Origin of the sequence: Janthinobacterium sp. 17J80-10 (assembly GCF_004114795.1) — a bacterium.
Lineage (GTDB): Bacteria > Pseudomonadota > Gammaproteobacteria > Burkholderiales > Burkholderiaceae_D > Paucimonas.
This window is the reverse complement of record NZ_CP035311.1, coordinates 1,812,537-1,839,116: the sequence shown is the minus strand read 5'-3', so window position 1 is coordinate 1,839,116 and position 26,580 is coordinate 1,812,537. Positions and strand designations below refer to the sequence as shown.

General features: G+C 61.4%; 25 protein-coding genes. 11 read left to right on the top strand and 14 right to left on the bottom strand.

Features of this window, described 5'->3' with window-relative positions; translation table 11 throughout:
- Window positions 1-27 precede the first annotated feature (27 nt).
- Window positions 28-1,116, bottom strand: coding sequence for an iron-sulfur cluster carrier protein ApbC (gene apbC, locus EKL02_RS08375; RefSeq protein ID WP_128901626.1), 1,089 nt, complete (start codon window positions 1,114-1,116; stop codon window positions 28-30).
- Window positions 1,117-1,238: 122 nt separating this feature from the next.
- Between apbC and metG the strand changes: the two genes are divergently transcribed.
- From metG to panC, 6 genes are all read left to right on the top strand, one after another.
- Window positions 1,239-3,371, top strand: coding sequence for a methionine--tRNA ligase (gene metG / locus EKL02_RS08370; protein ID WP_128901625.1), 2,133 nt, complete (start codon window positions 1,239-1,241; stop codon window positions 3,369-3,371).
- Between the two features lie 19 nt (window positions 3,372-3,390).
- Window positions 3,391-3,873 carry a GNAT family N-acetyltransferase gene (locus EKL02_RS08365; protein WP_128901624.1) on the top strand — a complete coding sequence of 161 codons (483 nt, stop codon included), beginning with the start codon at window positions 3,391-3,393 and terminating at the stop codon, window positions 3,871-3,873.
- A 28-nt stretch (window positions 3,874-3,901) separates the two neighbouring features.
- Window positions 3,902-5,590, top strand: coding sequence for a SulP family inorganic anion transporter (locus tag EKL02_RS08360; RefSeq protein WP_128901623.1), 1,689 nt, complete (start codon window positions 3,902-3,904; stop codon window positions 5,588-5,590).
- An 83-nt stretch (window positions 5,591-5,673) separates the two neighbouring features.
- Window positions 5,674-5,883, top strand: a complete 210-nt coding sequence (locus tag EKL02_RS08355; RefSeq protein ID WP_128901622.1) for a DUF3460 family protein — start codon at window positions 5,674-5,676, stop codon at window positions 5,881-5,883.
- Between the two features lie 48 nt (window positions 5,884-5,931).
- On the top strand, window positions 5,932-6,756 hold the full coding sequence (locus EKL02_RS08350) for a ScpA family protein (protein ID WP_241687854.1): 825 nt from the start codon (window positions 5,932-5,934) through the stop codon (window positions 6,754-6,756).
- 63 nt (window positions 6,757-6,819) lie between these two features.
- The gene (gene panC / locus EKL02_RS08345) at window positions 6,820-7,659 is read left to right on the top strand and encodes a pantoate--beta-alanine ligase (RefSeq protein WP_128901620.1); all 840 of its coding nucleotides are present in this window, start codon (window positions 6,820-6,822) and stop codon (window positions 7,657-7,659) included.
- Window positions 7,660-7,663: 4 nt separating this feature from the next.
- Here panC and EKL02_RS08340 read toward each other — a convergent pair whose 3' ends face one another.
- Entirely contained in the window at window positions 7,664-8,275 is a 612-nt protein-coding gene (locus tag EKL02_RS08340) for a ParA family protein (protein ID WP_128901619.1), read from the bottom strand.
- A gap of 128 nt (window positions 8,276-8,403) precedes the next feature.
- Here EKL02_RS08340 and EKL02_RS08335 point away from each other — a divergent pair, with 128 nt between their 5' ends.
- The 3 genes from EKL02_RS08335 to EKL02_RS08325 are packed head-to-tail and all read left to right on the top strand — an operon-like array spanning window position 8,404 to window position 13,240.
- Window positions 8,404-9,714 (top strand): hypothetical protein, encoded by a 1,311-nt coding sequence (locus EKL02_RS08335; RefSeq protein ID WP_128903436.1) that lies wholly within the window; start codon window positions 8,404-8,406, stop codon window positions 9,712-9,714.
- Entirely contained in the window at window positions 9,707-10,408 is a 702-nt protein-coding gene (locus EKL02_RS08330; protein ID WP_241687834.1) for a hypothetical protein, read from the top strand. Before EKL02_RS08335 ends, EKL02_RS08330 begins: the two co-directional genes overlap by 8 nt.
- A gap of 9 nt (window positions 10,409-10,417) precedes the next feature.
- Window positions 10,418-13,240, top strand: coding sequence for an ATP-binding protein (locus tag EKL02_RS08325; protein ID WP_128901618.1), 2,823 nt, complete (start codon window positions 10,418-10,420; stop codon window positions 13,238-13,240).
- 47 nt (window positions 13,241-13,287) lie between these two features.
- Here EKL02_RS08325 and hppD read toward each other — a convergent pair whose 3' ends face one another.
- The 8 genes from hppD to EKL02_RS08285 all read right to left on the bottom strand — a co-directional run bounded on the left by hppD (window position 13,288) and on the right by EKL02_RS08285 (window position 21,339).
- Window positions 13,288-14,364 carry a 4-hydroxyphenylpyruvate dioxygenase gene (hppD, locus tag EKL02_RS08320; protein ID WP_128901617.1) on the bottom strand — a complete coding sequence of 359 codons (1,077 nt, stop codon included), beginning with the start codon at window positions 14,362-14,364 and terminating at the stop codon, window positions 13,288-13,290.
- Window positions 14,365-14,437: 73 nt separating this feature from the next.
- Entirely contained in the window at window positions 14,438-15,082 is a 645-nt protein-coding gene (maiA, locus tag EKL02_RS08315; RefSeq protein ID WP_128903435.1) for a maleylacetoacetate isomerase, read from the bottom strand.
- Window positions 15,083-15,092: 10 nt separating this feature from the next.
- Window positions 15,093-16,382, bottom strand: coding sequence for a fumarylacetoacetase (gene fahA, locus EKL02_RS08310; protein WP_128901616.1), 1,290 nt, complete (start codon window positions 16,380-16,382; stop codon window positions 15,093-15,095).
- Window positions 16,383-16,386: 4 nt separating this feature from the next.
- Complete coding sequence (locus EKL02_RS08305; RefSeq protein ID WP_128901615.1) at window positions 16,387-16,926, bottom strand: VOC family protein; 540 nt, start codon at window positions 16,924-16,926, stop codon at window positions 16,387-16,389.
- Window positions 16,927-16,964: 38 nt separating this feature from the next.
- A complete protein-coding gene (locus tag EKL02_RS08300) occupies window positions 16,965-17,159 on the bottom strand; it encodes a DUF2783 domain-containing protein (protein ID WP_128901614.1) in 195 nt (64 codons plus the stop codon).
- A gap of 12 nt (window positions 17,160-17,171) precedes the next feature.
- A complete protein-coding gene (locus tag EKL02_RS08295) occupies window positions 17,172-18,863 on the bottom strand; it encodes an FAD-dependent monooxygenase (RefSeq protein WP_128901613.1) in 1,692 nt (563 codons plus the stop codon).
- Between the two features lie 77 nt (window positions 18,864-18,940).
- Window positions 18,941-20,326, bottom strand: a complete 1,386-nt coding sequence (locus tag EKL02_RS08290) for an MFS transporter (protein WP_128901612.1) — start codon at window positions 20,324-20,326, stop codon at window positions 18,941-18,943.
- A gap of 194 nt (window positions 20,327-20,520) precedes the next feature.
- Entirely contained in the window at window positions 20,521-21,339 is an 819-nt protein-coding gene (locus tag EKL02_RS08285) for a helix-turn-helix transcriptional regulator (protein ID WP_128901611.1), read from the bottom strand.
- A 271-nt stretch (window positions 21,340-21,610) separates the two neighbouring features.
- On the opposite strand from EKL02_RS08285, the gene EKL02_RS08280 reads away from it, so the two are divergent.
- A complete protein-coding gene (locus EKL02_RS08280) occupies window positions 21,611-22,222 on the top strand; it encodes a PEP-CTERM sorting domain-containing protein (RefSeq protein ID WP_128901610.1) in 612 nt (203 codons plus the stop codon).
- A 346-nt stretch (window positions 22,223-22,568) separates the two neighbouring features.
- Window positions 22,569-23,504 (top strand): bestrophin family protein, encoded by a 936-nt coding sequence (locus EKL02_RS08275; RefSeq protein WP_128901609.1) that lies wholly within the window; start codon window positions 22,569-22,571, stop codon window positions 23,502-23,504.
- A 3-nt stretch (window positions 23,505-23,507) separates the two neighbouring features.
- Here the strand turns inward: EKL02_RS08275 and EKL02_RS08270 are convergent, their stop codons facing one another.
- From EKL02_RS08270 to EKL02_RS08255, 4 genes are read right to left on the bottom strand one after another with little or no spacing between them, the layout of a single operon-like run.
- On the bottom strand, window positions 23,508-24,032 hold the full coding sequence (locus tag EKL02_RS08270) for an ATP--cob(I)alamin adenosyltransferase (protein WP_128901608.1): 525 nt from the start codon (window positions 24,030-24,032) through the stop codon (window positions 23,508-23,510).
- A gap of 14 nt (window positions 24,033-24,046) precedes the next feature.
- Window positions 24,047-24,775: an ABC transporter ATP-binding protein gene (locus EKL02_RS08265; protein ID WP_128901607.1), complete on the bottom strand. Its 729-nt coding sequence runs from the start codon at window positions 24,773-24,775 to the stop codon at window positions 24,047-24,049.
- Complete coding sequence (locus EKL02_RS08260; protein ID WP_128901606.1) at window positions 24,766-25,752, bottom strand: iron ABC transporter permease; 987 nt, start codon at window positions 25,750-25,752, stop codon at window positions 24,766-24,768. Before EKL02_RS08260 ends, EKL02_RS08265 begins: the two co-directional genes overlap by 10 nt.
- Window positions 25,740-26,516: an ABC transporter substrate-binding protein gene (locus EKL02_RS08255; RefSeq protein ID WP_128901605.1), complete on the bottom strand. Its 777-nt coding sequence runs from the start codon at window positions 26,514-26,516 to the stop codon at window positions 25,740-25,742. Before EKL02_RS08255 ends, EKL02_RS08260 begins: the two co-directional genes overlap by 13 nt.
- Between the last annotated feature and the right edge of the window lie 64 nt (window positions 26,517-26,580).

Genomic DNA, 26,580 nt, shown 5'->3' with positions numbered 1-26,580 from the left:
TTAACTTAAATACAAGCAACAATTTCATCAGTCATTTTTGACGACAATTGTCGGAAACTTGCTGGACATATCCTTGGCCTTCTCCGCCACCTTGACAGCCACTTTGCGGGCGATTTGCCGGTAAATATCGGCTACCGGCCCTTCCGGGTCGGCCACGACAGTGGGCTTGCCGGAATCGGTCTGTTCACGGATGGCCATGGTCAGCGGCAGCGCCCCGAGGAAGTCGACGCCGAAGTCGCGGCACATTTTCTCGCCGCCGCCGGCGCCGAAGATCGGTTCGGCATGGCCGCAGTTGGAACAGATGTGCGTGCTCATGTTCTCGACCACGCCGAGGATGGGAATATCGACCTTCTCGAACATCTTCAGGCCCTTGCGCGCATCCAGCAGGGCGATATCCTGGGGCGTGGTGACGATCACGGCGCCCGTGACCGGCACCTTTTGCGACAGCGTCAGCTGGATGTCGCCCGTGCCCGGCGGCATGTCGATGATGAGGTAATCCAGCGCATTCCAGTTGGTTTGCTCCAGCAACTGCATCAGCGCCTGCACCACCATCGGGCCGCGCCAGACCATCGGCTGGTCGGGATCGATCAGAAAACCGATGGACGAGACTTGCACGCCATGGTTTTGCAAGGGTTCCATGGTCTTGCCGTCCAGGCTCTCGGGGCGACCGGTAATGCCCATCATCATCGGTTGCGATGGGCCGTAAATGTCGGCATCCAGCAAGCCGACCTTGGCGCCCTCGGCCGCCAGCGCCAGCGCCAAGTTGGCCGCCGTGGTGGACTTGCCGACGCCGCCCTTGCCGGAAGCCACGGCAATAATGTTTTTCACATTCGCCAGGAGCTTGACGCCGCGCTGCACCGAATGCGAAATGATATTGGCGTAGACATTCACCTTGACCTGGCCGATGCCGGGAATGCCCTTGACTGCCGCCAGCACTGCATCGCGCAGGAGGGCGATCTGGCTGTTGGCCGGGTAGCCGAGTTCGACATCCAGGCTGACGTCGGCGCCACTGACCTGGATATTCCTGGCGGATTTGCTGGACACGAGGTCCTTGCCGGTATTCGGATCCACCACTGCGGCCAGCGCCGCTTTCACTGCTTCAACTGAAATGCTCATTGTTTCTCCCGGATTCTTCTGCAAGCCGCAAGTCTAAACCAAATGCCGGCGTCAGACTGCGCCGGGTTTGGCACTCATGCTGCTAAAATGCTTGTTTTATTCCAGAAAATACTGCATCACTCATGAGTACCGTACAGCCGCGCAAGCTATTCGTCACGACCGCCCTGCCCTACGCCAATGGCGCCTTCCACATTGGCCACATCATGGAATATATCCAGGCTGATATCTGGGTGCGTTTTCAGCGCATGCAGGGCAACGAGGTGCATTTTGTCGGCGCCGACGACGCGCACGGTACGCCAATCATGATTGCCGCGGAAAAAGAAGGCATCACCCCCCAGGAATTCGTCGCCCGGATCGCTGCCGGCCGGCCGCAATACCTGAACGGCTTCCATATCTCCTTCGACAACTGGCATTCCACGGATTCCCCGGAAAACACAGAGCTTTCGCAAGAAATCTACCTGAAGCTGAAAGAGGCCGGCCTGATCGTCACCAAGGTGGTCGAGCGCTTCTTCGATCCCGTCAAGGGCATGTTCCTGGCCGACCGCAATGTCAAGGGCGAATGCCCGAAATGCGGCGCAAAAGACCAGTACGGCGACAACTGCGAAGTCTGCGGTGCTGCGTACGAGCCGACCGAATTGAAGAACCCGTACTCGGCGCTGACTGGCGCGACGCCCGTGATGAAGCCGTCGGAACAGTATTTCTTCAAGCTGTCCGACCCGCGCTGCTTCGATTTTTTGAATGAATGGCTCAAATCGCCGGGCCGCCTGCAGTCCGAGATGGTCAACAAGGTCAGCGAATGGCTGGGCAACGATGGCTCCGACCTGGCCGACTGGGATATCTCGCGCGATGCGCCCTACTTCGGCATCCCGATTCCCGATGCGCCGGGCAAGTATTTCTATGTCTGGCTGGACGCCCCGGTGGGTTACCTCGCCAGCCTGAAAAACTATTGCGGCAAAAAAGGGCTCGATTACGCGGCCTTGATCAACGACCCGGCCACCGAGCAGGTCCACTTCATCGGCAAGGACATCGTGTCCTTCCACCTGCTGTTCTGGCCGTCGATGCTGAACTTTTCCGGTCACCCGATCATCGACAAGCTGAAGGTCAATGTGCACGGCCACATGACCGTCAATGGCGAAAAGATGAGCAAGTCGCGCGGCACGGGCATTTCGCCGCTGCGCTACCTCGACCTGAAGATGGACCCGGAATGGCTGCGCTACTACATCGCCGTCAAGCTCAATGCGAAAGTCGAGGACCTCGACTTCAATCCGGAAGATTTCATTGCCAAGGTCAATTCCGACCTGATCGGCAAGTACGTCAACATCGCCAGCCGCGCTGCCGGCTTCATCAGCAAGCGCTTCAATGGCCAGCTGAGCAACCCGGTTGCGGCCGGCACCAGCGGCAACCGCTTCTGGGAGTCGCTTAAAAACGGCGAGGAAGCAGCAATCCGCGACGCCTTCGAGACGCGCGAATACGGCAAGGCGATTCGCCACATCATGGCGCTGGCCGACGAAGTGAACCAGTACGTCGATGCCAAAAAGCCCTGGGAACTGGCCAAGGACCCGGCCAACGGCCAGGCCTTGCAGGATGTCTGCAGCGACTTGCTGCTGGCCTTCCATCGCCTGTCGGTGTTCCTTGCACCGGTGCTGCCGGAGGTAGCGAAGAAGGTGGCGACCCTGTTCGGCATCGAGCGCGAACTGGCCTGGACCGATTTGCAAACCTGGCCGACTGCCATCGGCACCTTCGAGCACCTGATGACCCGGGTCGATCCGAAGATGCTGGAAGGCCTGTTCGACAAGCCGGAAGCAGCGCCTGCTGCCGCTGCGACAGCCACGGCGGCTGGGGCCGCAAAAGCTGCCGCAGCACCCGTCCCGGCAGCCGATAGCGCGACAGACACGGGCATCGAGCCGCTCGCACCGGAAATCAAGATCGACGATTTTGCCAAAATTGACTTGCGCATTGCCAAAATCGTCAATTGCGAGCACGTCGAGGGTTCCGACAAGCTGCTGCGCCTGACCCTGGATGTGGGCGAGGGGCGCATGCGCAATGTTTTCTCGGGCATCAAGTCGGCCTACAAGCCGGAAGACCTGGTCGGCAAGCTGACCGTCATGGTGGCCAACCTGGCGCCGCGCAAGATGAAGTTCGGCATCTCCGAAGGCATGGTGCTGGCCGCATCCAGCGCTGACGAGAAAACCAATCCCGGCATTTACGTGCTGAACCCGTGGCCCGGCGCCGAGCCTGGCATGCGGGTCCGGTAAGCGCTTTCACGACAACGCCATGGAACTGATCATCCGCGAAGCCGGCCTCGAAGACGCCCAGCTGCTGGCCGACCTCACCCGTGCATCCTGGTCCGGCAAGGTGGCGGTGACCTCCAGCGGCCACCGCGAAACCGCGGTGCAGGTCCTGCAGCACCTGCAACACGGCGGCGGCCTGATCCTGCTGGTCGATGGCGAGCCGGTCGGCTCGGTGCGCTGGCTGCCGCTGGATGCCGAATCGGATGTGTGGGATATCCTGCGCATGGGCATTCTGCCAAGCCACCGCGGGCAAAACCTTTCGCAACACTTGCTGGAAGCCGTGATCCACTGTGCGCAGGAAGCCAATGTGCGCGAACTGCGGCTGGCAGTGCGCCACGACCAGCCACGCCTGATGGACCTCTATTCTGCCTATGGCTTCGAACTGGCGCCGGAACTGGAATATATCCATGGTAATCCACTCGAGCAAGCGCCGATGGTAATGCGCCGCGTCCTGCTGGATAACTAGGCAAACCCGCCATGCGCCGGTGACAGCCATGCAATACCTGAACCTTTCCTTTCGCCCGCGCATCATCGATGCCTTGCAGGGCTACGACCGCGCGCGCTTCTTCAATGACCTGATGGCTGGCCTGACGGTGGGCGTGGTGGCGCTGCCGCTGGCCATGGCCTTTGCCATCGCTTCCGGCGCCAAGCCGGAAGCCGGCATCTTCGCCGCTATCATCGGCGGCTTCCTGGTATCCGCCCTGGGCGGCTCGCGCGTGCAGATCGGCGGGCCGGCTGGCGCCTTCATCGTGGTGATCTACGCCATCATCGAAAAATATGGCCTGGTCAATCTGTTCATCGCCACCATGTTCGCAGGGGTGCTGCTGTGCGCCATGGGCATGCTGCGCCTGGGGTCGGTCATCCGCTATATCCCGGTGCCGATCGTGATCGGTTTCACCAATGGCATCGCCGTGCTGATCGCGCTGTCGCAGCTGAAGGATTTCTTCGGGCTGGACATCGCCCGCATGCCGGGGGACTTTTTCGCGCAGCTCAAAATACTGGCGGCGCAAGCCCATACCGCCAACATGCTGGCCATCGCCATTGCCGCACTTGCGCTCCTGCTGCTGTTCGTCTGGCCCAAGGTCTACCTGACGCCGCGTGAGGATGGCCGCCCGCCCTCGCTCCTCGCGCGCTGCTGGCGCATCCTCAAGGCGATTCCCGGGCCGGTGCTGGTACTGGTGCTGGCCACGACGGCTGTCAACCTGCTTGGCTTGCAAGTGGAAACCATCGGCAGCCGCTTCGGCGGCATCCCCCAGGGCTTGCCGCAATTGCAGCTGCCGTCATTCAGCTGGGACCTGGTGCGCCAGCTGTTTTCCCCGGCCCTGACGATTGCCCTGCTCGGCGCGGTCGAGTCGCTGCTGTGCGCGCGCGTGGCCGACAACCTGACCGAGGACCGCCACGACCCCAACCAGGAATTGCTGGCCCAGGGCATCGCCAATTTCATCGTGCCGTTTTTCGGCGCGCTGCCTGTCACCGGCACCATGGCGCGCACCACCACCAATATCCGCGCCGGCGCGACCACGCCGGTCGCAGGCATCATGCACGCAGTCACCCTGGCAGCGATCGTCCTGGTGGCAGCGCCGCTGGCCAAAAACATTCCGCTGGCAGCCCTGGCAGCGATCCTGATGCATGTCGCCTTCAACATGGGCGAATGGCGCGAATTTCGCCGGTTGCGGCATTTTTCCAATAATTACCGCGTATTGGTGCTGGCCACCTTCATTCTCACCGTGACGGTCGATCTGACGGTCGCGGTCGAAGTCGGCCTGGGACTGGCCTGCGTGTTCTTCATTTACCGCATCTCGAGCCTGACCGATATCCGCCCGATCGCCTCCACGCCGGCACAGCCGCTGCCGGAAGGCGTGGCCGCCTACGCCCTGTATGGCTCGCTGTTTTTCGGCGCCGCCGGCAAGCTCGATGGCCTGATCGAATCGCAGGCGATCCCCGCGCGCGCCATGGTCCTGGAAATGCATAAACTTATCAGCCTGGATACCACAGGCCTGGATGGCCTGGAAACCATCCACAAGGCGCTGCACCGCGCCGGCAGCCAGCTGATTCTGTGCGGCATCAATCCTCAGCCGCGCAGCCTGATGGAGCGCACGGGCTTTATTGCCCGCCTTGGCCGGGAGAATTGTGTCGATGATTTGGCAGCCGCGCTGGCCAGACTACAGGTGACTGCTGCCTGAGCTTGCAAATTTGGCCTTTCCGGCAAAACTGCAGGTCAGACAAGGTAAAATAGTGTCTTAATCCATTCAGTTGTCAAATCCACATGAAACTGTCGAAACAATATTCGCTTTACGAGTCCGAAATCACCCGCTTCATCAAGGACCTCAAGGAAAAAAACCCGAAACTGGAAGAACAGCAGCGCGCCGGCCGCGCCCTCCTGTGGGACAAGACACCGGTGGACCTGGACGCGCGCGAGCGGGCAGAACAGTCCCGCGTCAAGCAACAAGCCTACGTGTACCAGAACAAGGGTTAAGCAGTGAGCCAGCGGGACTATGCCGGGCCGACGAATGATGCGCTTGAGCTGGCGGTTGCCGGCCAGGCCGATTCGACGCCGGATGTCATCGACGGCGTCGCGTTCGCCCGGCTGTACGGCGAGCCGCTGTTCCAGCTGCCGACGGACCTGTACATTCCGCCGGATGCGCTGGAAGTCTTCCTGGAAGCCTTCGAGGGCCCGCTCGACCTGCTGCTGTACCTGATCCGAAAACAGAATTTCAACATCCTGGACATCCCGCTGGCGCAAGTCACGCGGCAGTACCTCGAGTACGTCGACCAGATCCGCCTGCACAACCTGGAACTGGCCGCAGAATACCTGCTGATGGCGGCCATGCTCATCGAAATCAAGTCGCGCATGCTGCTGCCGGTCAAGCCGTCCGAACCCGGCGAGGAACCGCAAGACCCGCGCGCCGAACTGGTGCGCCGCCTGCTGGAATACGAGCAAATCAAGCTGGCGGCATTCGAGCTCGATGCCGTGCCGCAGGTCGGGCGCGATTTCGTGCGTACCCAGATTTATATCGAGCAAAGCATCGTCACGCGCTGGCCGGAAGTCCATGTGCTTGACTTGCAGGCAGCCTGGACCGACGTGCTCAAGCGCGCCAAGCTCACCCAGCATCACAAGATAAGCCGCGAGGAACTCTCCGTGCGCGAGCACATGTCCGGCATCCTGCGCCGCCTGCAGTCAGCCAAGTTCGTCGAATTTGCCGACCTGTTCGACCCGTCCAGGGGCGCGCCGGTACTGGTGGTGAACTTCATCGCGCTGCTTGAGCTGGCCAAGGAAACCCTGATCGAAATCACCCAGGCCGAAGCATTCGCGCCGATCTACGTGCGCCTGGCTTATTCGCCGACCTGACCAACACACTATCTCGCGCCCGCCGCAAGGCTGGAATGGCGCGCGCCCTACCAGGATCCTTTCATGAAAATCGTCACCTCCATCGAAGAATTGCGCGACCAGATGCGCGGCCAGCTGCGTACTGCCTTTGTCCCCACCATGGGCAACCTGCACGAAGGCCACCTGTCGCTCATGCGGCTGGCCAAGAAGCATGGCGACCCGGTGGTGGCATCGATCTTCGTCAACCGGCTGCAGTTTGCCCCTGGCGAAGACTTTGAAAAATATCCGCGCACCTTCCACGCCGATGTCGAAAAGCTGGAAAAGGAAGGCGTCTACGTCCTGTTTGCGCCCACCGAGAAGGACATGTACCCGGAGCCGCAGGAATACCGCGTGCAGCCGCCAGACTGGCTGGGCAACATGCTGGAAGGCGAATTCCGCCCAGGTTTTTTTGGCGGCGTCTCCACCGTGGTGATGAAGCTGTTTTCCTGCGTGCAGCCGCGCGTCGCCGTATTCGGCAAGAAGGATTACCAGCAGCTGATGATCGTGCGTAACATGGCGCGCCAGTTCGCCATGCCCACCGAGATCATCGGTGCCGAAACCTACCGGGCCGACGATGGCCTGGCACTCTCTTCGCGCAACAGCTACCTGTCGGAGGCAGAGCGCGCCGAAGCGCCGGCGCTGTTCCAGACCCTGAACAAGGTCGCGGAAGAAGTCCGGGCCGGCCACCAGGATATTTTCCAGTTGGAGCGCGAAGCCATGGCTGCCCTGGCCAATCGCAACTGGAAACCCGATTACGTGTCGATCCGCCGCCGGGTTGACCTGCAGCCGCCCGCCGCCGGCGACCTCGCCCAGGGCGAGTCGCTGGTCGTGCTGGCCGCCGCCAAGCTGGGGGCCACGCGCCTGATCGACAACCTGGAAATCTGACGGTTTAGCGCCCGACCCAGTCCAGCACGCTTTGCCACTGGTCGAGGTCCTTTTCGACCCGGGAGGGCGCCGCATCCCATACGGTGGCGCCCTGCGCCGCCAGTTGCACGTAATTCTGCGTATCGCGCAAAAACCCCAGCACGGGCAAACCAAGGTTATTGACGTAATGCGTCAACTGCTCGGCGGCACGCGTGCGGCTGTTGACCCGCATGCCAAGCACGCCAACCTGCGCCTTTTGCCTGTTGGCGATCAGCTTTTGCAGAAAAGCCTGCGTGGCCAGGATATCGAACATCGAGGGCTGCAACGGCACGATCACCTTGTCGGCGATGCGCAACACCTCATCGAAGCGCACCCCGTCAAAACCCGCCGGCGTATCCAGCACCATGTGGGTGGTGCCCTGTGGCGGCCTGGCGACAAAGCCCGTGCCGATTTCCCAGGCCGAGATCGGCGCCAGGTTGGGCGGACGGATCGCCAGCCAGGAACGCGAGGACTGCTGGACATCGACATCGCCCAGCATGACTTTGTGGCCGCGCGTGGCGAAATAACCGGCAAGATTGACGGCGAAGGTGCTTTTTCCAACGCCGCCCTTCGGATTGGCAATGACGAATACTGGCATAGCTTCCCTGGATGTCTTTTTTTGCAAGAATAGCACGCAACAGGCATAAAAATCAGCCCTTAAAAACCCTGCTGCATGGATACGACAGCCCCGCCTTGCCTTAAAATGGGGGAATGCATAACTCCCTCATGAATGCTGCCGGACCCGCGGTCGAAGAGCAGCACGATTCCCTGCAATCCTATTTCAAGCCAGCGATATCCCCGGACGATATCGAGCAGGTGTACAGGCTCAAAGGCGCCCAGCCGCTGCTGCAGGCCTTTACCGCCCTGTTCCACGGCGGTATCGACGGCGTGCTGGTGCGCCTGCTGGTCTTGCGCGAACTGGCGGCGGACACCGGCTCGCCAGCGTTTACCCGTGCCGACATCAACATGCGGCTGGCCTACCTGGAGCCGGAACGCCTGGAAACCGTGCTGTCGCGCCTGCGCGCCCATCATCTGCTGGCCTGGGATGCCGGCCAGGGCCTGTATCGCATCACGCCCGGCGCGCGCAATATCCTGGCGGCCATCGACAGCCTGCTGCTGATGGCCGAGGAAAATGACGACGGCGACATGGGCTTTTTGCTGTCGCAGGTGGCCGGCGCCCAGGCCGTCGGCGGCGTCACGGTCGAGCAGCTGCAACACTTGCTGGGCCGGCTGGTCAGCCTGACCGAGGAATTTGCCGACGCCATCGCCTCCGGCTCGGAATTTCGCCTGCGCGCCGCGCAGGCGAAATGGAACACGGCCTGCGACTGGGTCGAAAAAGGTTCTGAAATCCTCCATTCCATCATCCAGGATGCCCGCGCCGACGCCGCCACCCACCGCGCAGCGCAAGCCATCGGCCGCGCGCAAAGCGCCTTGCTCAACATGCAAGGCATGTTCTCGCGCGCGTTGAACCAGATCGAACGCCAGCGCGTGCATCTGGGCCAGTCCGGCCTCACGACCACCGACATCAAGACCTGGCTGATGGCGCATGAAGACCTGGCAGGCCTGGCGCAAGGCGCAATTGCGCTGCCGGTCACGCCCATGTTCATCACGCCATCGGAAATGATCGATGTGGCCGAAACCGAACTGCTGACCAACCGGAACAGCACGCCGCTCTTTGCCTTGCCCGCCGGTGAAAACGCCCACGTCACGGCAAGCGAAGTATCCACGACGCCGATTGTCCTGGACGAGTGGCTGAGCCGGCTGAGCTCGCTGGCTGCAGCCACCGAAGCCTCACCCAGGGTGCATGACGCCCTGTTGCCGGCCACATTCTCCATCGCCTCCTACCGCGCCTCGCTATTGCCTCTGCTGGGCGATGAAAGTGAAGCCGCGCTGCAAGGCGGCACCGCCACCATGGCACGCCTGCCGCTCGAATTCGCGCCGCAGGACGGCATGATCAAACTGAAAGACCCGCACGTGGCCGCAATCTCGATCGCGACGCTCACCCAGAAGACCGAACCGGAAAACAAGCATGACTGACGAAGCACAAATCCTGATTGCGCAATTGCTCACGCACCAGACCCTGGCGCGCGAGAACAAGCTGGTCAAGCGTGCGCTGACCGACGAGGCATTCCGTCTTGAAATCGACAACCGCCTGGCCGCCTGCGGCATGAAATTCCTCGACAATGTCTACGCCGACAATGTCACGCTGGCCCTGACACGCGAGATCGAGCCGAAGATCTTCGGCGCGCGCGAAGTCTGGCAAAACAATAACCTCGGCCTCGCGCGCGATGGCGTCGCCCTGCTGGTGGTCCTGTGGGCGATGATCATCCTGCCCAAGCGCGAACGCCAGGAAGCGCACCAGGCTGCCCTGGAAGACCAGGAAGACATGTTCGGCAAGGACAAGCCGCTGCCACGCGCCGAGGACGCCTCGATGGGCATTTCCTACCGCGCGCTGCTGGCCGACTTCGGCGACAAGCTCGGCAAGAAGACACGCATGGACATGAACCTCGGCCAGCTTGCCAAGCTCGGCTTCGTCGAGCGCCGCGGCGACATGATCACGGAGGGGCCGCTGCTGGACCTGATGATGCATACCGATGCCCTGAAAGACCGTATCGTCAATGGCGCGCTCGCCGACATCTTCCATCTCCCCCGCCCGAAAGATGCGGACGCCAGTCCGCCTGAAGCGGAAGTAATCCCGTTTCCGCAAGCCGAAACGCACAACCAGGAATAAGGAAGTCCCATGTTTCATATCAAATCCCTGGAAATGGTCCACTGGGACTACTGGCAACGTGTCAAGAACATTCCGCTCGATGCCAAGATCATCACCATCGCCGGGCAGAATGGCTCGGGCAAGACGACCCTTCTGGATGCGTTGCGCACGCTGTTCGGCCTCGACTGTTCGATGGGCCGCTCCTACAAGCATTACGCGCGCCACGCCGGCCAGCAGATTTCCTGGCTGCGCGCCGTGGTCGACAATAAGGCCACCGGCCGCCAGCTGTCGAACCGACCGTTCCGCGCCTCCGGCTTCTTCAGCGAAGACGAAGTCACGCTGTTTTGCCAGATCCAGAAAAATGGCGGCGACTGGAAGCGCCAGTACCTGATGCGCCCGGGCATCGTCGAGATCGAGGAAGTCCAGGACGCCACGGACTGGCTGGGCCTGGACGCCTACCGCAAGCGGCTTGCCAGTGCCGGCCTGTCGCAGGCGATGGCGAAAGTGCTGGCCCTGGAGCAAGGCGAAACCGACAAGCTGTGCGAATACGCGCCGCGCCAGTTGCTCGACCTGGTGTTCCAGGTGTTCGGCGACAAGGAAGTACTGGATGCCTACGACGAAGCCAAGCGCCACCAGCGCGACACCGAGGCTGAGCTGCAGCGCTTCGAAGCGGAGCTGGAATCGGCCCAGACCAACCAGGAACGCCTGCGACTGAGGGCGGCCAACTTCCACCAGTGGGAAGGCCTGGTGAAGGAACAGCGCGACCTGCAGGCAGAAATCCTGCCGACGCTGCAATATCACGAAATCCGTGTAAAGGCAGCGGCAACCAGCGCCAACCTGCGCGAGGCACGCGTCTCGCTCTCATCACAGGACGGGCTGCTGTCCGACAAGCGCGCCGATGTCGCGCAGCGTGCTGCTGCCCTGACCGCTGCACACAATAATGAAACTGCGCTGGAGGAAGAAAAAGCGCTGCTGGAGAAGCAGCTCAATGAATTGAACGGCAAGCTCAAGCCGCTGGAAAGCCTGCTCGAACAGAAGGCGCGCCTGCAAAAGCTGGCGCTCGACGCTGGCGCCGACATTGCCGACGTCGCCGCAGAGCTTGAGCAGAAAGAAGGCGAGTACATGCGTCTGCGCGGCGAGCGCGACGCACTGGCAGCGCGTATCGCCGCTGACCGCACGGCAATCGCAGCGCTGGAAAGCAAGTCCGCCCTGCCTGACCCGGAAAACGTGCGCTCAATGCGCCGGGCACTTGCCGACGCAAAGATCGACCATGTCATGCTGCCCGACATCGTGGAAGTCACCGATCCGCGCTGGCAAGGCGCGGTCGAAGGCGTCCTGCGCGGCTACACCTCGGTCGTCTTGCTGGCCAGCGCAGGCGACACGGCCTCCGCGTACCGGATCGCCGAAAAAGAACGCTTTGGCCACTTCATCGTCGCCGACCGCATCAAGGCCCCGGCGGTGAAAGACAAGAGCCTGCTGTCGGCCGTGCGCTTCACGGCGCCCGCGCCCGGCTGGCTGATCGAACAGCTCGCGCGTATCACGCGCGTGGATTCTGTCGAGGCCGGCGCAAAGCTGTCGGGCAGCGAGGAGTGGATCACGCCCGAGGCGTACCACCGCGAACGGCGCGGCGGGCGCTCGCTCTTTGTCGAAGCCTCGCGCTACCGCTTCGGCGACGCCGGCCGCCTGCAGCGCCTGGCTGCCCTGCAGGCATCCCTGCCGAAGCTGGAAGCGCAGGAAGACCAGCTGACGCTAAAAATCAGCAAGCTGGCTGGCGAAGTCAGCAGCTTGAAGTCGCGCATCGCCGGTGTCGATGCGGCCAAGGAACTGGTCGCACGCCAGGCCGAGTTCGACGAAGCCGTGCATGCCGCAACCCCGCTGAAGGCGGCGCGTACCGAAGTCGGCAGCCGTCTGGGCGAGCTTTTCCCGCTGACCAAGAAGGCCACCGAAGAACGCACGCTGGCCGACAACAACTGGCAAAACGCCAGGCGCGCGCTGGCCGACGCGGAATCGCATCTGCGCGTGTCCGGCAAGCGCTACCAGGAAGACCGCAGCGAACATGCCAGCAGGCTTGCCGAACTGCGCAAGTCCTGGCGGCACCTGCCCTACGGCTGGCGCCGGCCGGCACGCCGGCTTGCGCTGGTCGAGGAACACCAGAACGCGCACCAGGTCGAGCTGCGCATGAAACACCTCGCCGTCGACCTGGCCCGCGACGACTGGGAAACCGATGCCACCGTGGTCGACCAGTACGTGCGCCTTGCCAACCTGCTACAGGGCCGCCAGGCCGAGACCGACGAGCGCCGCTACCAGAATAACCGTGCAATCGAGGCCACCACCAACGCCCGCGGCGCCTACATCGAACGCCTGCGCTACACCGTCAAGACCTACAGCCGCAACATCAAGGAGCTGGGCGAACTGGCCGGGATCGAGGTGCACACCGATACGGTGCGCCTGGAGAACGACGACGTGCAACTGGCGCAGGCAGGCCTGCACGTGCGCTTCAAGTTCGACGGCAAGGGCCCGATCGGCTTGAACGACGGCGAGGCTTCGGGCGGCCAGCAGGTGATGAAATCGCTGATCCTGCTGATTGGCCTGCTCAAGTCTGACGATGGCTCGGGCGGCTTCGTGTTCATCGACGAACCCTTCGCCCACCTGGATATCCGCAACATCCAGCTGGTCGGCGAGTTCCTGAAGAATACCGATGCACAGTACCTGATGACCACGCCGCTGACGCATAACACCGACGTGTACGATCCATCGGAGTTGACGCTAATTACCAGCAAGAAGAAAAAGGATACGCACTGGGCGCAACCGATCTTCGTGTTGCAGCGACGCAAGGATGCAAAAGCCGCCTGAGACCCTGCCTGCGGTGACGGCCTGCCCGGCGGCGCGCATCGGCGCCGCTACGGCGCCGTCACCACCCCGCGCAGGATCTGGTCGCGCTCGATCGATTCGAAGAGCGCCTTGAAATTTCCCTCGCCAAATCCTTCATCCCCTTTTCGCTGGATGAATTCGAAGAACACGGGACCCAGCAGGTTTTGCGAAAAGATCTGCAGCAGCAAACGCTTGTCATTACCCTCGGTACTGCCATCGAGCAAGATGCCGCGCGTCTGCAATTCGCCGACAGGCTCGCCGTGGCCGGGCAGGCGCGTTTCCAGCATGTCGTAATAGGATTGCGGCGGCGCCGGCATGAAGGGCACGCCGGCCATTTTCAGTTCGTCCAGCGTGCGGAAGATATCCTCCGTGTACAGGGCGATATGCTGAATGCCCTCGCCATTGAAGCGCATCAGGAATTCCTCGATCTGGCCGCTGCCTTTTGATGCCTCTTCGTTAAGAGGAATGCGGATTTTCCCGTCCGGCGCCGTCATCGCCATTGAGGTCAGGCCGGTGTATTCGCCGGCAATATCGAAGTGGCGGATCTCGCGGAAGTTGAACAGCCGTTCGTAAAACGATGCCCAGTAATGCATCCGGCCACGGTAGACATTGTGGGTGAGATGGTCGATCCGTTTCAGCCCGGCGCCTTGCGGGTGCCGCTCCACGCCGTCGACGAACTCGAAATCGATGTCGTAAATGGACTTGCCATCCTCGAAGCGGTCGATCAGGTACAGCGGCGCGCCGCCGATGCCCTTGATGGCAGGCAGCCGCAACTCCATGGGCCCGGTCGGCAGTTCCAGCGGCTGGGCGCCCAGTTGCAGGGCGCGGGCATAGGCCTTGTGCGAATCCTGCACGCGGAAGGCCATGCCGCACGCGCAGGGGCCGTGCTCCACGGCAAAATAAGCGGCGCTGCTGTGCGGCTCCCTGTTGAGGATGAAATTGATGTCACCCTGGCGATACAGCGCGACATCCTTGGAGCGATGGCGCGCGACCAGGGCGAAACCCAGCATCTCGAATACCGGCTCGAGGGTATTCGGCGTGGGTGAAGCGAATTCGACGAATTCGAAACCCGTCAGCCCCATGGGATTTTCAAGGATATCGGCCATGGCGGTTCCTCTTATGGCATTCCCGGCACTGCGGAAATGATAACAGGATGGCTGCGCCCTTGCAGCGCGCCGGCTACTCGGAGTCGGGTTGCGCCGCAGGCTCGGCTTTGCGGAATGCTTCCAGCGTCATGGCATGGTCGCAGATGCGCGTAATCGTCGGATAGGCATCCAGCGGGATGTCGAAGCGCCGGGCATTCCACACTTGCGGCACCAGGCACAGGTCGGCGATGGTCGGCTGGTCGCCGTAGACCAGCTTGCCGGTGCGCGGGTCGTTTGCCAGGCGTTTTTCCAGCGCGGCGAAGCCGGAAGTCACCCAATGCCGATACCAGGCCGATTTTTCATCCTCGGACACGCCCAGCGTGTGCTTCAGATACTTCAGCACGCGCAGGTTATTGAGCGGATGGATTTCGCAGGCAAGCTGCAGCGCGACAGCCCGCACATGGGCGCGGTCGGCAGGCTTGGCTGGCAGCAGCGCCGGCAACGGATGGGTCTCGTCGAGATATTCGATGATGGCCAGCGACTGCGACAGCAGCTGGCCATCATCCGCCAGCGCCGGCACCAGGCCATCCGGATTGATGGCCCGGTAAGCCTCGGCCAGTTGCTCGCCGCCATTGCGCACCAGGTGAACCGGCAGGTATTCGTACGGCAAGCCCTTCAGGTTCAGGGCAATCCTGACCCGGAAGGATGCCGAGCTGCGGTAGTAGCTGTAGAGCTTCAGCATGGCAGCCTTACTTCACCGGATGGGCGGGCAGGATCGTGCCCACGCAGCTGCCGAAGCCGACGCGATACCCCGCGCCCTGGGCCCAGCCGCGCAGGGTCAGCTCGTCGCCATCCTCGATGAAGGCGCGCTTCTCGCCAGTCTCCAGGGTGATCGGTTCGCGGCCGTTGTAGGTCAGTTCCAGCAACGCGCCCAGCGAATCGCGGGTCGGACCGCTCAAGGTGCCGGAACCCATCAGGTCGCCTACCCGAGTGTTGCAGCCGGATACGGTGTGGTGCGCCAGTTGCTGCGCCATCGACCAGTACATGTACTTGAAGTTGGAGCGCGCAAAGGTGGTGGCTTTCTGCGCGCCTTGCGGCTTGATCTGCGCTTCAAGCTGGATGTCGAAGGCATGCTCGCCGCTTTGGCGCAGGTAGGATAGCGGTTCGGGCGACTGCGCCGGCTGCGCGGTGCGGAATGGCTCGATCGCATCCATGGTCACGATCCAGGGCGAAATGGAGGTGGCGAAGGTCTTGGCGTTGAACGGGCCGAGCGGCACGTATTCCCATGCCTGCAGGTCGCGCGCGCTCCAGTCGTTCAGCAAGACCATGCCGAAGATATGCTGCTCGGCCTCTTCGCAGGGGATGGAATCGCCCAGCGCATTCGGCACGCCGACGATGAAGGCGGTTTCCAGCTCGATGTCGAGCTTGCGGCAGGCGCCGAAGATCGGGCGTTCCTGGTCCGGCAGCTTGATCTGGCCGTTCGGACGGCGCACCGGGGTGCCGCTGACGATCACCGAGGAAGCGCGGCCGTTGTAGCCGATTGGCAACTCCGACCAGTTCGGCAACAGCGCATTCTTCGCATCGCGGAACAGCGCGCCGACATTGGTGGCGTGCTCTTTCGACGAATAGAAGTCAGTATAGCCCGGCACTTCGACCGGCAGCAACATGGCCGCGTCGGCTTGCGGCACCAGCACCTTGTCGCGCACGGCGGCATTGCCCTGCAGGGCCTGGTTGTCGCGCGACAACAATGCGCTGACCTGCTCGCGCACGCTGCGCCATGCGTCGCGGCCGAGGGCGATGAAATCATTCAGGCGCGGACGGGCGAACACGCCCGCTTCGCACTTGAGCAGACCGGCCTCGGCAAGTACTGCCAGGTCGAGGATCTGGTCGCCGATGGCGACGCCGACGCGCGGCGCCGAGTTCGCGGTCCTGAACACGCCATAGGGCAAATTCTGGATCGGGAATTCGCAATCCGCTGCGTTGGCGGAGTCAACCCAGCTTTTCAGCGCAGGGGCGGTCGTGGAATCGAAATTTGCCATGGTCTCATTCTCCTTTAAAGCTGCCGTCATGCATCCAGCGCGCATGCTGCGGCGCCTTTTTGGTCTTTGCCCATTCATTGAGCATTTCCCACTTCACATCGTCGAGCATCTTGTTCATCTTCGGCGTGGCGGTATCGGCGCAGAGTTCAATGCGATGGCCGTTCGGGTCGAAGAAGTAGATGGACTTGAAGATGGTGTGGTCGGTCGGGCCGAGCACATCGATGCCGCCGGCTTGCAGCCTGGCCTTGGCTTCCAGCAGGTCGTCCATGGACTTCACTTTCAGCGCCAGGTGCTGCGTCCACAAGGGCGTGTTTTCGTCGCGGCCCATCGGCGCACGGGTCGGCAACTCGAAAAAGGCAAGCACGTTGCCCATGCCAGCGTCGAGGAAGACATGCATGTAGGGATCGGGTTCCTTGGTGGAAGGCACTTCGTTCTCGGCGATCGCCAGGATGAAGCGCATGTCCAGGTACTTGACGTACCACTCGACGGTTTCCTTGGCATCCTTGCAGCGATAGGCTACGTGGTGAATTCTTTCGATCTGCATTTGATTCTCCTGTATGGTTTACAAACCTTACCCTGAAATCACAGGTCGCGCAGTGCGGCCTGGACGTGGTTGCCAAAGGTGTCGGCATTGCCCAGCGCATTCGCATTCAGCAGGGCCAGCTTGACGAGGAATAGATTGGTTTTTTCCGTGCCGGCCTGGTCGATGGCGGTCGCCAGCGTGTCGTACACGGTTTCCAGGCCAGGGATGGTCAGTACTTTGTTGGTTGCGGTCATGTTGATCTCCTGTTACTGGGGCAAGGCGATGTTCAAGGCGGCTTGCAGGCGGTTGGCGTCGAGCGCCAGCCAGCGCGCGCAAACGTGCTGATCGGGACGCAGCAGGTAGGCGCCGCCGCTGGCCAGCACGCCGTAGCGCTGGCGGAAATGACCATCGGCATCAGCCAGGGTCTGGTCGGCGCCGGCCACGGGCTGGGACGCCCCCACCGCGATGACCTTCAGCGGTACGCCGCGTGCGCGGGTACCCGCCACTACCTTTTGCAGGGCCTCGGGGATGGCGGCTGCTTGCGTGAAGTACAGCAGATCGAAACCGCCGCCGAGGTGATCCAGCAGGAAGTCGTCGGCGCCGAGGCGAACGTTCTGCGGCGGCGCGCCGTGGGCGGGGCCGGACTTGAACAAGGCATTATCGTCACCGGTGCTGTTGAGCGCCGAGTGGCTGTACTCGTGCGGACGCGAGGTGCGCCAGTGGTACAGCGGGCGCACGAATTCCTCGGTCAGCGACAGCGACAGCACGGCGTCGCGCAACAGGCGGAAGCCTTGGCTCGGCGGCGCCATGAAGCGCGTGCTCTTGCCGGCTTCGTCGATGATTTCGCGGGCGGCACCCACTCGCTCGGCGCTGTGGTTGGCCAGCAGCTTTTCGCTTGCCAGTCCCTTGACCACGAAGGCCAGGTGCCATGCCAGCGATTGCGCATCCTGGAAGCCGGTATTGGCGCCGCGCACGCCGAAGATCGGCAGCAGGTGGGCTGCGTCACCGGTGAAGATCACGCGGCCGTGCACGTAGTCGGGCAGCGTCAGGGTGCGGGCGGAATATACGGAATTCCAGTCCATTTCCCACTTGGCGCCGGCATGGCCGATCATGGCCAGCTGGGCATCGATGCGCTTTTTTAGCGATTCGGGCTTGAGCGCCTCTTCCGGGGTCTCGCCGGCGGGCAACTGGTAATCCACGCGCCAGATGCCATGCGGCTCGCGGTGCATCAGGATGGTATTGCCGGGGTTCCAGTCCGGATCGAAATAGGCCAGGCGCTCGGTCGGCAACGGCAGATCGATCTTGATGTCGGCGATCACGAAGAAGCCTTCGTAGGAAGCGCCTTCCATCATCAGGTCCATGTTGGTGCGGATGGTGGAGCGGCCACCGTCGGCGGCGACAACCCACTCGGATTCCATCGTGTACTCGCCTTCGGGCGTATCCAGAGTCACGCGGGCAAAGTCCGCTTCCTGCTCGACCTTGACAACCTTGTTACCCCAGCGGAAATCGATCAGGGGATTCGCCTTGCAGGCGTCCAGCAGATATTCCTCCATGTACTGCTGCTGGATGTTGATCATCGGGAAGAAGCGGTCGTCGTCCTCGCGCGCGGATTCCATGCGGAACACGCGCTGGCCACGATAGAAGGAATTACCGTACAGCCAGGGCAAGCCATTTTCCGTCATGCGCTCGGCCACGCCCACCTGCTGCAGGATCTCCATGGAGCGGCGGGTAAACACGATGGCGCGGCTGCCTTGCGACACTTGCAGTTCCGAAGTCACGACGACGCTGGGCACGCCATGCCGGGCAAGCTCCAGCGCCGCGACCATGCCGGCAGGCCCCGAACCGGCGATGACGACTTTCTTGCGTTCCTGTACCGGATGCGCCGAAGGCAGCCACGGCTTGAATACCTGATAATTGTAATAGATCGACGGACGCGGCTCTGTGGTTGGTTGATGCATGATAAATCCCTAAATTCAGTGAATGACTGAAGAAAAAAGTATCTCTTCCGGCGATAACCTCGTGCAGGCGCTGGCGTTTACGCGGGGGTTGCCGCAGCCGCTTTCTTTCGACGGGCAATAGGCAGCAGCAGGACGATCACGACGCCGATCACCATCAGCACGGCCGAATAGATCAGGCCAGCCTTGAAGCTTTGCGTTGCATCCTTGAGCCAGCCAACCACGAGCGGATTGAGCGCCGAGCTGATATTGCCCATCGCATTGATCACGGCGATACCGATGACCTGCGCCTTCAGGCTCAGCGCCTGGTCCGGTGTGGTCCAGAAGATCGACATGGCGGTATAGGAACCGGCCGAAGCCATGCATACGCCCAGCATCTGGATAACCGGGTTGCCGGACATGGCCGTAAACATCCAGCCTGCAGCCGCCGCCAGCATTGGCAGCACCAGGTGCCAGCGGCGCTCCTGCTTGCGGTCGGAATGACGGCCCCACCAGATCATGGCAATGATGGTCACTACCTGCGGGATCGCGGCCAGCAAGCCGATCGTTGTATTGCTGGCATTGGCGCTGAAACTCTTGACGATGAGCGGCGCCCAGACGGCAACCATGGCCAGCGTATTGACGAGGCAGAAGTAGGCAATGGCGAACTTGATGACCGTCAGCGAAGTCAGTTCGGCAAACAGGCTGCGGCCACCAGAAGTCTCAACGGCTGCGCCGGCCTTGCCTGCTGCCGGTGCGCGGTTGGCTTGCAGGCTGCGCGCCAGCACGGCCTTGTCTTCCGCAGACAACCACTTTGCATCTTCCGGCTTGTCATCCAGATAGGCAAACACGACCAGGCCAAGGATGGCCGATGGCAAGCCTTCCAGCATGAACAGCCATTGCCACCCCTTCAGCCCCAGCGAACCGTCCAGGCCGAGAATATAGCCCGACACTGCCGAACCCAGGGCGGCCGTCACCGGCATGGCAATCATGAACAAGGCATTGGCGCGGGCGCGGTAAGCCGGCGGAAACCACAGCGTCATATACAACAGCATGCCTGGCAAGAAACCAGCCTCGGAGATGCCGACCAAAATGCGCAGGATATAGAGCGTGTTTGCATCGGTCGCAAACATCGTTGCGGTGGAGGCCAGGCCCCAGGCAATCATGATCGAGCCGATCCAGATCCGCGCACCGATCCGCGCCAGCACTATGTTGCTTGGAATGCCGCAAGCGATGTAGGCGACATAGAACAGCGTCGTTGCCAGGCCAAACTGGGTCGTCGTCAAACCCAGGTCCTTCATCATGGTCAAACCGGCAAAGCCGATATTGATGCGATCAAGAAAGGAAAAGACGAATAACAGAAAGATAAACCAGAGCAGGCGGCCGGATACTTTGCCGACAACGCGTTTTTCTGCTTCGAATGCGTGCGCGGCCTCGGCGTCGCCGCCGGCGAGAGATTGGGCCCCTGCAGGGATGGATTGCAGCATGATACTTGTCTCCTGAACTTATGAAAGCACAGCCGGCATCCGTTGCAGGCCGGCCAGTCATCGCCGCTTATTATTGTTGTCGGCGCGATGGATTTGACCGCCCACCAAGCATGGGCGGCAAAATACATAAGCGATGAGTATAGGAAGCTGCGATCCTCCTGCTGTCCCCATTTTGGGTACAACAGAAAGGCAATTCAGACTTTTTCAGTCGAGAGGCAAAGCGCGAAAAGCTGGCGCTGGCTTGAAATGCCCAGGCGCTGGTAGGCGCGTTTCTGATAGGTGATGACGCTTGCCGGCTTGATGCCCAAAACCTCGGCAATTTCGGCCGCGGTGCGCCCTTCCAGCACGCCACGGATCACATCGAGTTCGCGTTTGGCCAGCGTCGGGCACAAGTTACGCAAGCGTGCCAGCATCAGCTGGGGGATACCCGACTGGCTCTGACCGTGCAATGCATAGTGGTGTCTGGCTGCATGCCCGATAAACGGCGCCAGCGCCTCGACCAGCGCAATCTCGCCTGGCTGAAAATTGGCATAGGCGCTATCCCGGTAAAGGTTAACCGAGAGCCAGATGTCATTGGCCGGCTGCACCAGCAACGACAGCCTGTCGCAGACCTTGGGGTCGCTGTAACAAGCCAGGCGATAGCCTTCGTGTGCAATATCCTTGCTGGCCTGCTGGTGCATCACGATTGCCCCGCCGGGCTTTGCCGCCGGCGCGCTCGAAACGATCCCCTGATTGCCATCGAGGACATAAAAAAGTTTGGAATAAACATCGGCGACATCGCGCAGAAAACGCCCTCCCCTGCGGTCCGCGACGGACACTGTGCGGGGGCGATTGCCAAATTCATAAGCAAAAATGGTGCACTGCGAAATTTTTGCAGCGTCTCCCAGCGAATTAAGTACCTCGGCAGCAAACGAAGTTGCATCGGCAGAACCGATTGCCGCTACTAGCCTGGTGGCACGGGAAAGGTCAAGTTGCCCCTTGGGCGTGGGGCGGTCGAGCTGCCAGTAGCGCATGGTGCAACACCGTACGTGGAAATGATCCAATTATAGGCTAGCACCCGCCCCCAGCAGGATCAACCCCAGCGCCCTGCCTTGAAATAAGTGTCGAAAAACTTTACACCAGCCGAATCGTCAGGCAAACAAAAATATATAGATGATTGATTTAAAACAATAATTTCCTGCAGGCACAATTAGTGCTTGTTGACAGATAGAAACAATGAGAAAAGAAATTCAACTTCCTGCTCATTTGAATTCACAGTAACGCTCACTATCAAGGAAAGCAAAAATGAAGTCTTCAAACATGAAAATGTTTTTTTCCAGGATTACTCAATCGGCTGCTTTAAGCCTGGCAACCCTGTTCTTTGTCGCCACCAACGCGCATGCAGTTGCCGTGATCGACCAACAAAACAATACGCCTCTCTATGTGAGTTACTGCACTGGTAACTGTGAATGGCAGCAATCCATCACTGCCGGCCTGACTGGGCAATTGACTGGCGTGACGCTCTATGGCTCGGGCACGGGACAGGTCCGGATTGGCCTGGGTAGCGGCTTTTATTCCGGCCCCTGGGTTGCGGACATTACCGGTGCTGCTGTCAACGGTTCGGTCATTAACCTCAGTGCTTACAATATTTTTGTCAACGCCGGCGATACCTTCGTCATCGATGTGCTGAACCTCGCAGGCTCGCTGCAGGGCACCTATACCAACGCCGTCGGCGACCTCTACCTTAACTGGCCCCAAGTCGGCTATAACGGCTATAACTATGGCGGCAATTACGCCCTTGGCTACACAACTTACGTAGATACCAGCGCGCAGAACAACGTACCGGAACCGGTGACGCTCGCAATTTTTGGCCTGGGCTTGCTGGGCTTGGGTTTTGCTCGGCAACGCAAGCAGTAATCGCCTTCAGGCAGAGCTTGACATGCAAAACGCCCCGGCTTGCCGGGGCGTTTTACATTTGTATCGGCACCAGGCGTCCAATATTCACGAAAGGCATAAGTGCCATAACAATCGAGAATTGGTCATTTGCAATTCCACCGCGCACAATTGCAAAACCGCTTACTGTCATCGACAAAAACCGGATTGCGCGCCCCGGCTAACACCCGAGCAAAAAAGCTGCCTCTTCAATAAAACCGTAAAATCGGCTTTGTTTGAATGCAGCTTTATCTTTTATCCTCCAGACAACGAGGCTTTGTGCACCACCGTTTCATTTGCTGTTGTGTTTTACTGATCATGAGGTCCAGCCATGATCGTGCGTGACCGGCCTTCAGGCCTGCGGCTGTTTCTGACGATGCGGGGATCGATCCTGTCGCGGATCTGGAAGAGCCTGGCAGTGACCACCCTCCTCGCCATCCTGGTGACATACACCGATGGCGCGCTCCTGCACCACAAGATCACGCTGACCACGATTCCCTTTACCCTGATCGGCTTGCCGCTGGCAATCTTCCTCGGCTTTCGCAACAATTCAGCGTACGACCGCTACTGGGAGGGACGCAAGCTCTGGGGTGAAGTGGTCCTTAGAAGTAACAACTTTGCGCGTCAGTGCCTCAGCCTGATCGGCCCCGCATCACTGCAACCGCCTGGCTCGACGGATCTCCGCACGCGCATGATCCACCGTGCCATCGCCTTTGCGCACGCGCTGCGCCACCATCTGCGCGACTCGGACAGCACCGCTGAATTGCAGCACTTGCTGGAAAAAGACGAGTGGCGGCTGCTTGCGAAGGCATCCAACAAACCCAACTTCCTGATGAACCGCATGGGCGAAGACCTGCGGCGCTGCATCGATGACGGCCGCATCGACAGCTGCCTGGTCGCCGCGATCGATGCCACGATGTCGGCGCTGGTGTCAGCCGCGGCTTCGTGCGAACGGATCAGGAATACGCCCATCCCTTTTTCATACACGCTGCTGCTGCACCGCACCGCATACCTGTATTGCTTCCTGCTGCCCTTCGGGCTGGTGGACTTGATCGGCTTCATGACGCCGTTTGTCGTCGGCATCGTTGCCTACACGTTTTTCGGCCTGGATGCGCTTGGCGATGAAATTGAAGAACCGTTCGGGGTTTCAGCCAACGACCTGCCGCTTGATGCGATCTGCCGCGCCATTGAAATCAATCTGCGGGAATCTCTGGGAGAGGAAAGTTCCCTGCGTTCCCTTGTACCGGTGGACTATCAACTGACCTGAAGATTACCCATAGCTTTTGCTGACGAAGGGAATTTCCGTGAAGCCGCGTCGCTGGTTGATCACCAGTGTCAGGGTAAAGAAGAAATTGCACATCATGTTGCACATTCTGGGCAACACCATCGGTACGATTTTTCCTTCCTGTTCCACCCGTACCAACAGGCGGATCGCTTTTTTTGCCGCCGACCGGGCCAGATGCAATTGCGGCACCGGCACGGCGCCGCGCGGCAGCACGAAACCATTGATCCGTTCACCGATCTCGCTGCGGTAATGGGCGAGGCGACCCTGCAGCCACGCCAGGTCAGCCTCGTCTATGGCGAGACGCCCGCGAATGGAGCCATTGACGTGAAATGCCAGGGGTTGCAGGTGGTCCAGGTCCCGGGCGATGTCCGTCATCTCCGCCGGCAGCAGCGACAGCACGGCGCCGATATGCCCGCAAAGTTCATCCGTGACCACCTCGAAATCACACAGGGACGATGTCTCGTAAATGAAGGGATAACACAGTTCATCCAGATTCTTGCCGGGTCTCATGGAAGCGCATCCTTTCACATTGCTGCGATCACCGGCGGCGTGGAATGCAAATCCACATGGACCGGAACCTTGAAAACCTCCGACAAATTCGCTTCCGTCAGCACGGCCTCCGGTGTGCCCGACGCGTAAACCCTGCCGCGCTGCATGAGGCAAAGCTTGTCGCAATAACGTGCCGCAAGGCCGAGATCATGAATGGCCACGATGACGCCCTGCCCTGCGCTGGCATAGTGCCGCAGCACATTCATGACACTGCGCTGATAAAACAGGTCGAGGCTGGCAATCGGCTCATCGGCCAGCAACAGGCGGGGCTGGCCTGCCAGAACGCGGGCCAGCCAGACGCGCGCGCGCTCGCCACCGGAAAGCTGATCCACTTTCCTGCCGAGCAACTCGCGCACCCCGGCCTGATCGATGGCCGCCTCGATTGCAGCGGCATCCTCGTCGTCCCAGGCCAGGCGCCCGAGCGCCACGACATCTTCCACGCTCAATGACCACGCGCTCTCGCAAGACTGCGGCAACAGGCCGATGCCCTGGGCCCGGTGACGCGGCGATATCGCGCCGAGCGCATGCCCCTCGAACACGATGTCGCCCTGCACCGGCAGAATGCCGGCCAGAGTTTGCAGCAAGGTCGATTTTCCCGAGCCGTTGGGGCCGATGACCCCAAGCATCTCGCCCCGCTCGAGGGCAAAGGAAACCTCGGCGACGCGGCCCTCGACATGCAACTGGCGAACGCTGATCAGAGCCATCGTTTGCGGTCCTTCCATACAAGCCAGATGAAAAACGGCGCGCCGATCAGGGAAGTCAACACGCCCAGCTTGAGATCCCGGCCTGGCGGCAGCAGGCGCACGCAGATATCGGCCAGACAGACGAGCGAGGCGCCTGCCAGGGCCGAAGGCAGCAACAGGCGATCAGGGCGATGGCCCACCAGGGGGCGGACAAGGTGCGGCACCAGCAGGCCGACAAAGCCGATGCTGCCCGCAACCGATACCGAGGCGCCGACCAGGAGGGCCGCCCCGAGGACGACGAGCCGGCTGCCGCGACTGCTGGCAAGGCCCATGCTCTCGGCCACCTGTTCGCCGAGACTGAGCCCGTAAAGCAGGCGGCGCTGGCGCCAGATCAGGACACCCCCAACCAGCAAGGCCGGCAACAGCAGCCACAGGCTGTCGAGACCGCGCTCCGAAACCGAGCCCAGCAACCAGAACACCAGCTCCTGCATGGCATAGGGATTGGGGGCAAAATTCAGCACCGCGGCCAGCGCCGCGCCGGTCAGCGTCGAAATCGCCAGGCCGGCCATGATGACCATGGACGGCCTGGATGAGCCTGCGAGGCCAAGCATCAGCGCCAGCGCCAAGCCTGCGCCGATCAGGCCGGCAATCGCCGGCGCGACCGCGCCCGCACCCGGAAACAGGCCGAAATAAAACACCCCGGCCGCGCCCAGCGCCGCCCCCTGGCTGGCGCCCGTCAGGCCGGGGTCGGCCAGCGGGTTGCGCAGCAGGCCCTGCAATGCCGCCCCGCTCATGCCCAGTGCGGCGCCTACGGCGATTGCCAGCAGCGTGCGCGGCAGGCGGATCTCGCCGACGATGATGGCGCCGGCGCTTTCCTGCGCCGTGATCCAGTCGAACAGCCCGGACAGCACCGGCACCGGGGTCGAGCCCGTTGCCAGAGAGAGCATTGCCGTCAACAGCAGCAATGCAATAAAAAAGGGATTGATCAGTTTAGCCATTGATGCAATTGCCGTACCAGATCCCAGGTCCAGGGACCGGGACATTGCCAGCGCCAGTAATCGGTGGTGAGCCAGTGCTCTCGGGGAACGGCGCGCTGCAGGACCGGATGTTCCGCGAACCTGCTGGCCAGCGCCCTGCTGGCGGAGGTGGACGCCAGGATCGCATCCGGCGGATCGGCGACGATGCGTTCGAGGTCGAGCCGGATATAGCCTTCGCCGCGCAAATAGTTTGTCCAGCCGGCGCGCTCCAGGATGTCGTTTTCGAACGTCGATTGTCCGGTGCCGATGCCATTGGGGCCAAGGAGCAGCAGGCGCTTGCTCGGGCCAGCCTGACTCGGTGCCGGCACAGCCTGGCTGGCCCTGTCGGCGGGAATGTCGAGCAATTCCAGCAAGCGTTTTTCATAGGCGGTGACGTCCTTCAGGCTTTTCGGCAATGGCAGTATCTCGACTTTCACGCCAAGCGTTTGCAAGCGCCCGCGCAACAGCAGGGCATTATATTCACCAGTGACGACGAGGTCGGGCTTGAGCTGGAGTATCCGCTCCAGGGTACCGTCATGCACCGGCCAGCCGGCGTCCGGCCAGGGAGCTGCATATTGCCGATTCAGCGGCGACAGGGCTGCGACCCTTGCGGGATCGGCATACCGCGCCAGCATCCAGTCGGTGCACAGGTCGAGCGAGACAATCCGCCTGGCAGGCTCGGCCACGCCCGTCAACGGCAGCAATACCATTGTCGACAGAAGCAGACTGGAAACCAATTTATTCATGGTGACGGGAAAATGCCGTGGCGCCAACGTCTCCGTGCAGGCAGGACGATGGCGCCACGGCACG

What these genes read in the sequence shown, in the direction of transcription:
- apbC (WP_128901626.1), bottom strand. Translation starts at nt 1,116, where the DNA reads ATGAGCATTTCAGTTGAAGCAGTGAAAGCGGCGCTGGCCGCAGTGGTG.
- metG (WP_128901625.1), top strand. Translation starts at nt 1,239, where the DNA reads ATGAGTACCGTACAGCCGCGCAAGCTATTCGTCACGACCGCCCTGCCC.
- EKL02_RS08365 (WP_128901624.1), top strand. Translation starts at nt 3,391, where the DNA reads ATGGAACTGATCATCCGCGAAGCCGGCCTCGAAGACGCCCAGCTGCTG.
- EKL02_RS08360 (WP_128901623.1), top strand. Translation starts at nt 3,902, where the DNA reads ATGCAATACCTGAACCTTTCCTTTCGCCCGCGCATCATCGATGCCTTG.
- EKL02_RS08355 (WP_128901622.1), top strand. Translation starts at nt 5,674, where the DNA reads ATGAAACTGTCGAAACAATATTCGCTTTACGAGTCCGAAATCACCCGC.
- panC (WP_128901620.1), top strand. Translation starts at nt 6,820, where the DNA reads ATGAAAATCGTCACCTCCATCGAAGAATTGCGCGACCAGATGCGCGGC.
- EKL02_RS08340 (WP_128901619.1), bottom strand. Translation starts at nt 8,275, where the DNA reads ATGCCAGTATTCGTCATTGCCAATCCGAAGGGCGGCGTTGGAAAAAGC.
- EKL02_RS08335 (WP_128903436.1), top strand. Translation starts at nt 8,404, where the DNA reads ATGAATGCTGCCGGACCCGCGGTCGAAGAGCAGCACGATTCCCTGCAA.
- EKL02_RS08330 (WP_241687834.1), top strand. Translation starts at nt 9,707, where the DNA reads ATGACTGACGAAGCACAAATCCTGATTGCGCAATTGCTCACGCACCAG.
- EKL02_RS08325 (WP_128901618.1), top strand. Translation starts at nt 10,418, where the DNA reads ATGTTTCATATCAAATCCCTGGAAATGGTCCACTGGGACTACTGGCAA.
- hppD (WP_128901617.1), bottom strand. Translation starts at nt 14,364, where the DNA reads ATGGCCGATATCCTTGAAAATCCCATGGGGCTGACGGGTTTCGAATTC.
- fahA (WP_128901616.1), bottom strand. Translation starts at nt 16,382, where the DNA reads ATGGCAAATTTCGATTCCACGACCGCCCCTGCGCTGAAAAGCTGGGTT.
- EKL02_RS08305 (WP_128901615.1), bottom strand. Translation starts at nt 16,926, where the DNA reads ATGCAGATCGAAAGAATTCACCACGTAGCCTATCGCTGCAAGGATGCC.
- EKL02_RS08300 (WP_128901614.1), bottom strand. Translation starts at nt 17,159, where the DNA reads ATGACCGCAACCAACAAAGTACTGACCATCCCTGGCCTGGAAACCGTG.
- EKL02_RS08295 (WP_128901613.1), bottom strand. Translation starts at nt 18,863, where the DNA reads ATGCATCAACCAACCACAGAGCCGCGTCCGTCGATCTATTACAATTAT.
- EKL02_RS08290 (WP_128901612.1), bottom strand. Translation starts at nt 20,326, where the DNA reads ATGCTGCAATCCATCCCTGCAGGGGCCCAATCTCTCGCCGGCGGCGAC.
- EKL02_RS08285 (WP_128901611.1), bottom strand. Translation starts at nt 21,339, where the DNA reads ATGCGCTACTGGCAGCTCGACCGCCCCACGCCCAAGGGGCAACTTGAC.
- EKL02_RS08280 (WP_128901610.1), top strand. Translation starts at nt 21,611, where the DNA reads ATGAAGTCTTCAAACATGAAAATGTTTTTTTCCAGGATTACTCAATCG.
- EKL02_RS08275 (WP_128901609.1), top strand. Translation starts at nt 22,569, where the DNA reads ATGATCGTGCGTGACCGGCCTTCAGGCCTGCGGCTGTTTCTGACGATG.
- EKL02_RS08270 (WP_128901608.1), bottom strand. Translation starts at nt 24,032, where the DNA reads ATGAGACCCGGCAAGAATCTGGATGAACTGTGTTATCCCTTCATTTAC.
- EKL02_RS08265 (WP_128901607.1), bottom strand. Translation starts at nt 24,775, where the DNA reads ATGGCTCTGATCAGCGTTCGCCAGTTGCATGTCGAGGGCCGCGTCGCC.
- EKL02_RS08260 (WP_128901606.1), bottom strand. Translation starts at nt 25,752, where the DNA reads ATGGCTAAACTGATCAATCCCTTTTTTATTGCATTGCTGCTGTTGACG.
- EKL02_RS08255 (WP_128901605.1), bottom strand. Translation starts at nt 26,516, where the DNA reads ATGAATAAATTGGTTTCCAGTCTGCTTCTGTCGACAATGGTATTGCTG.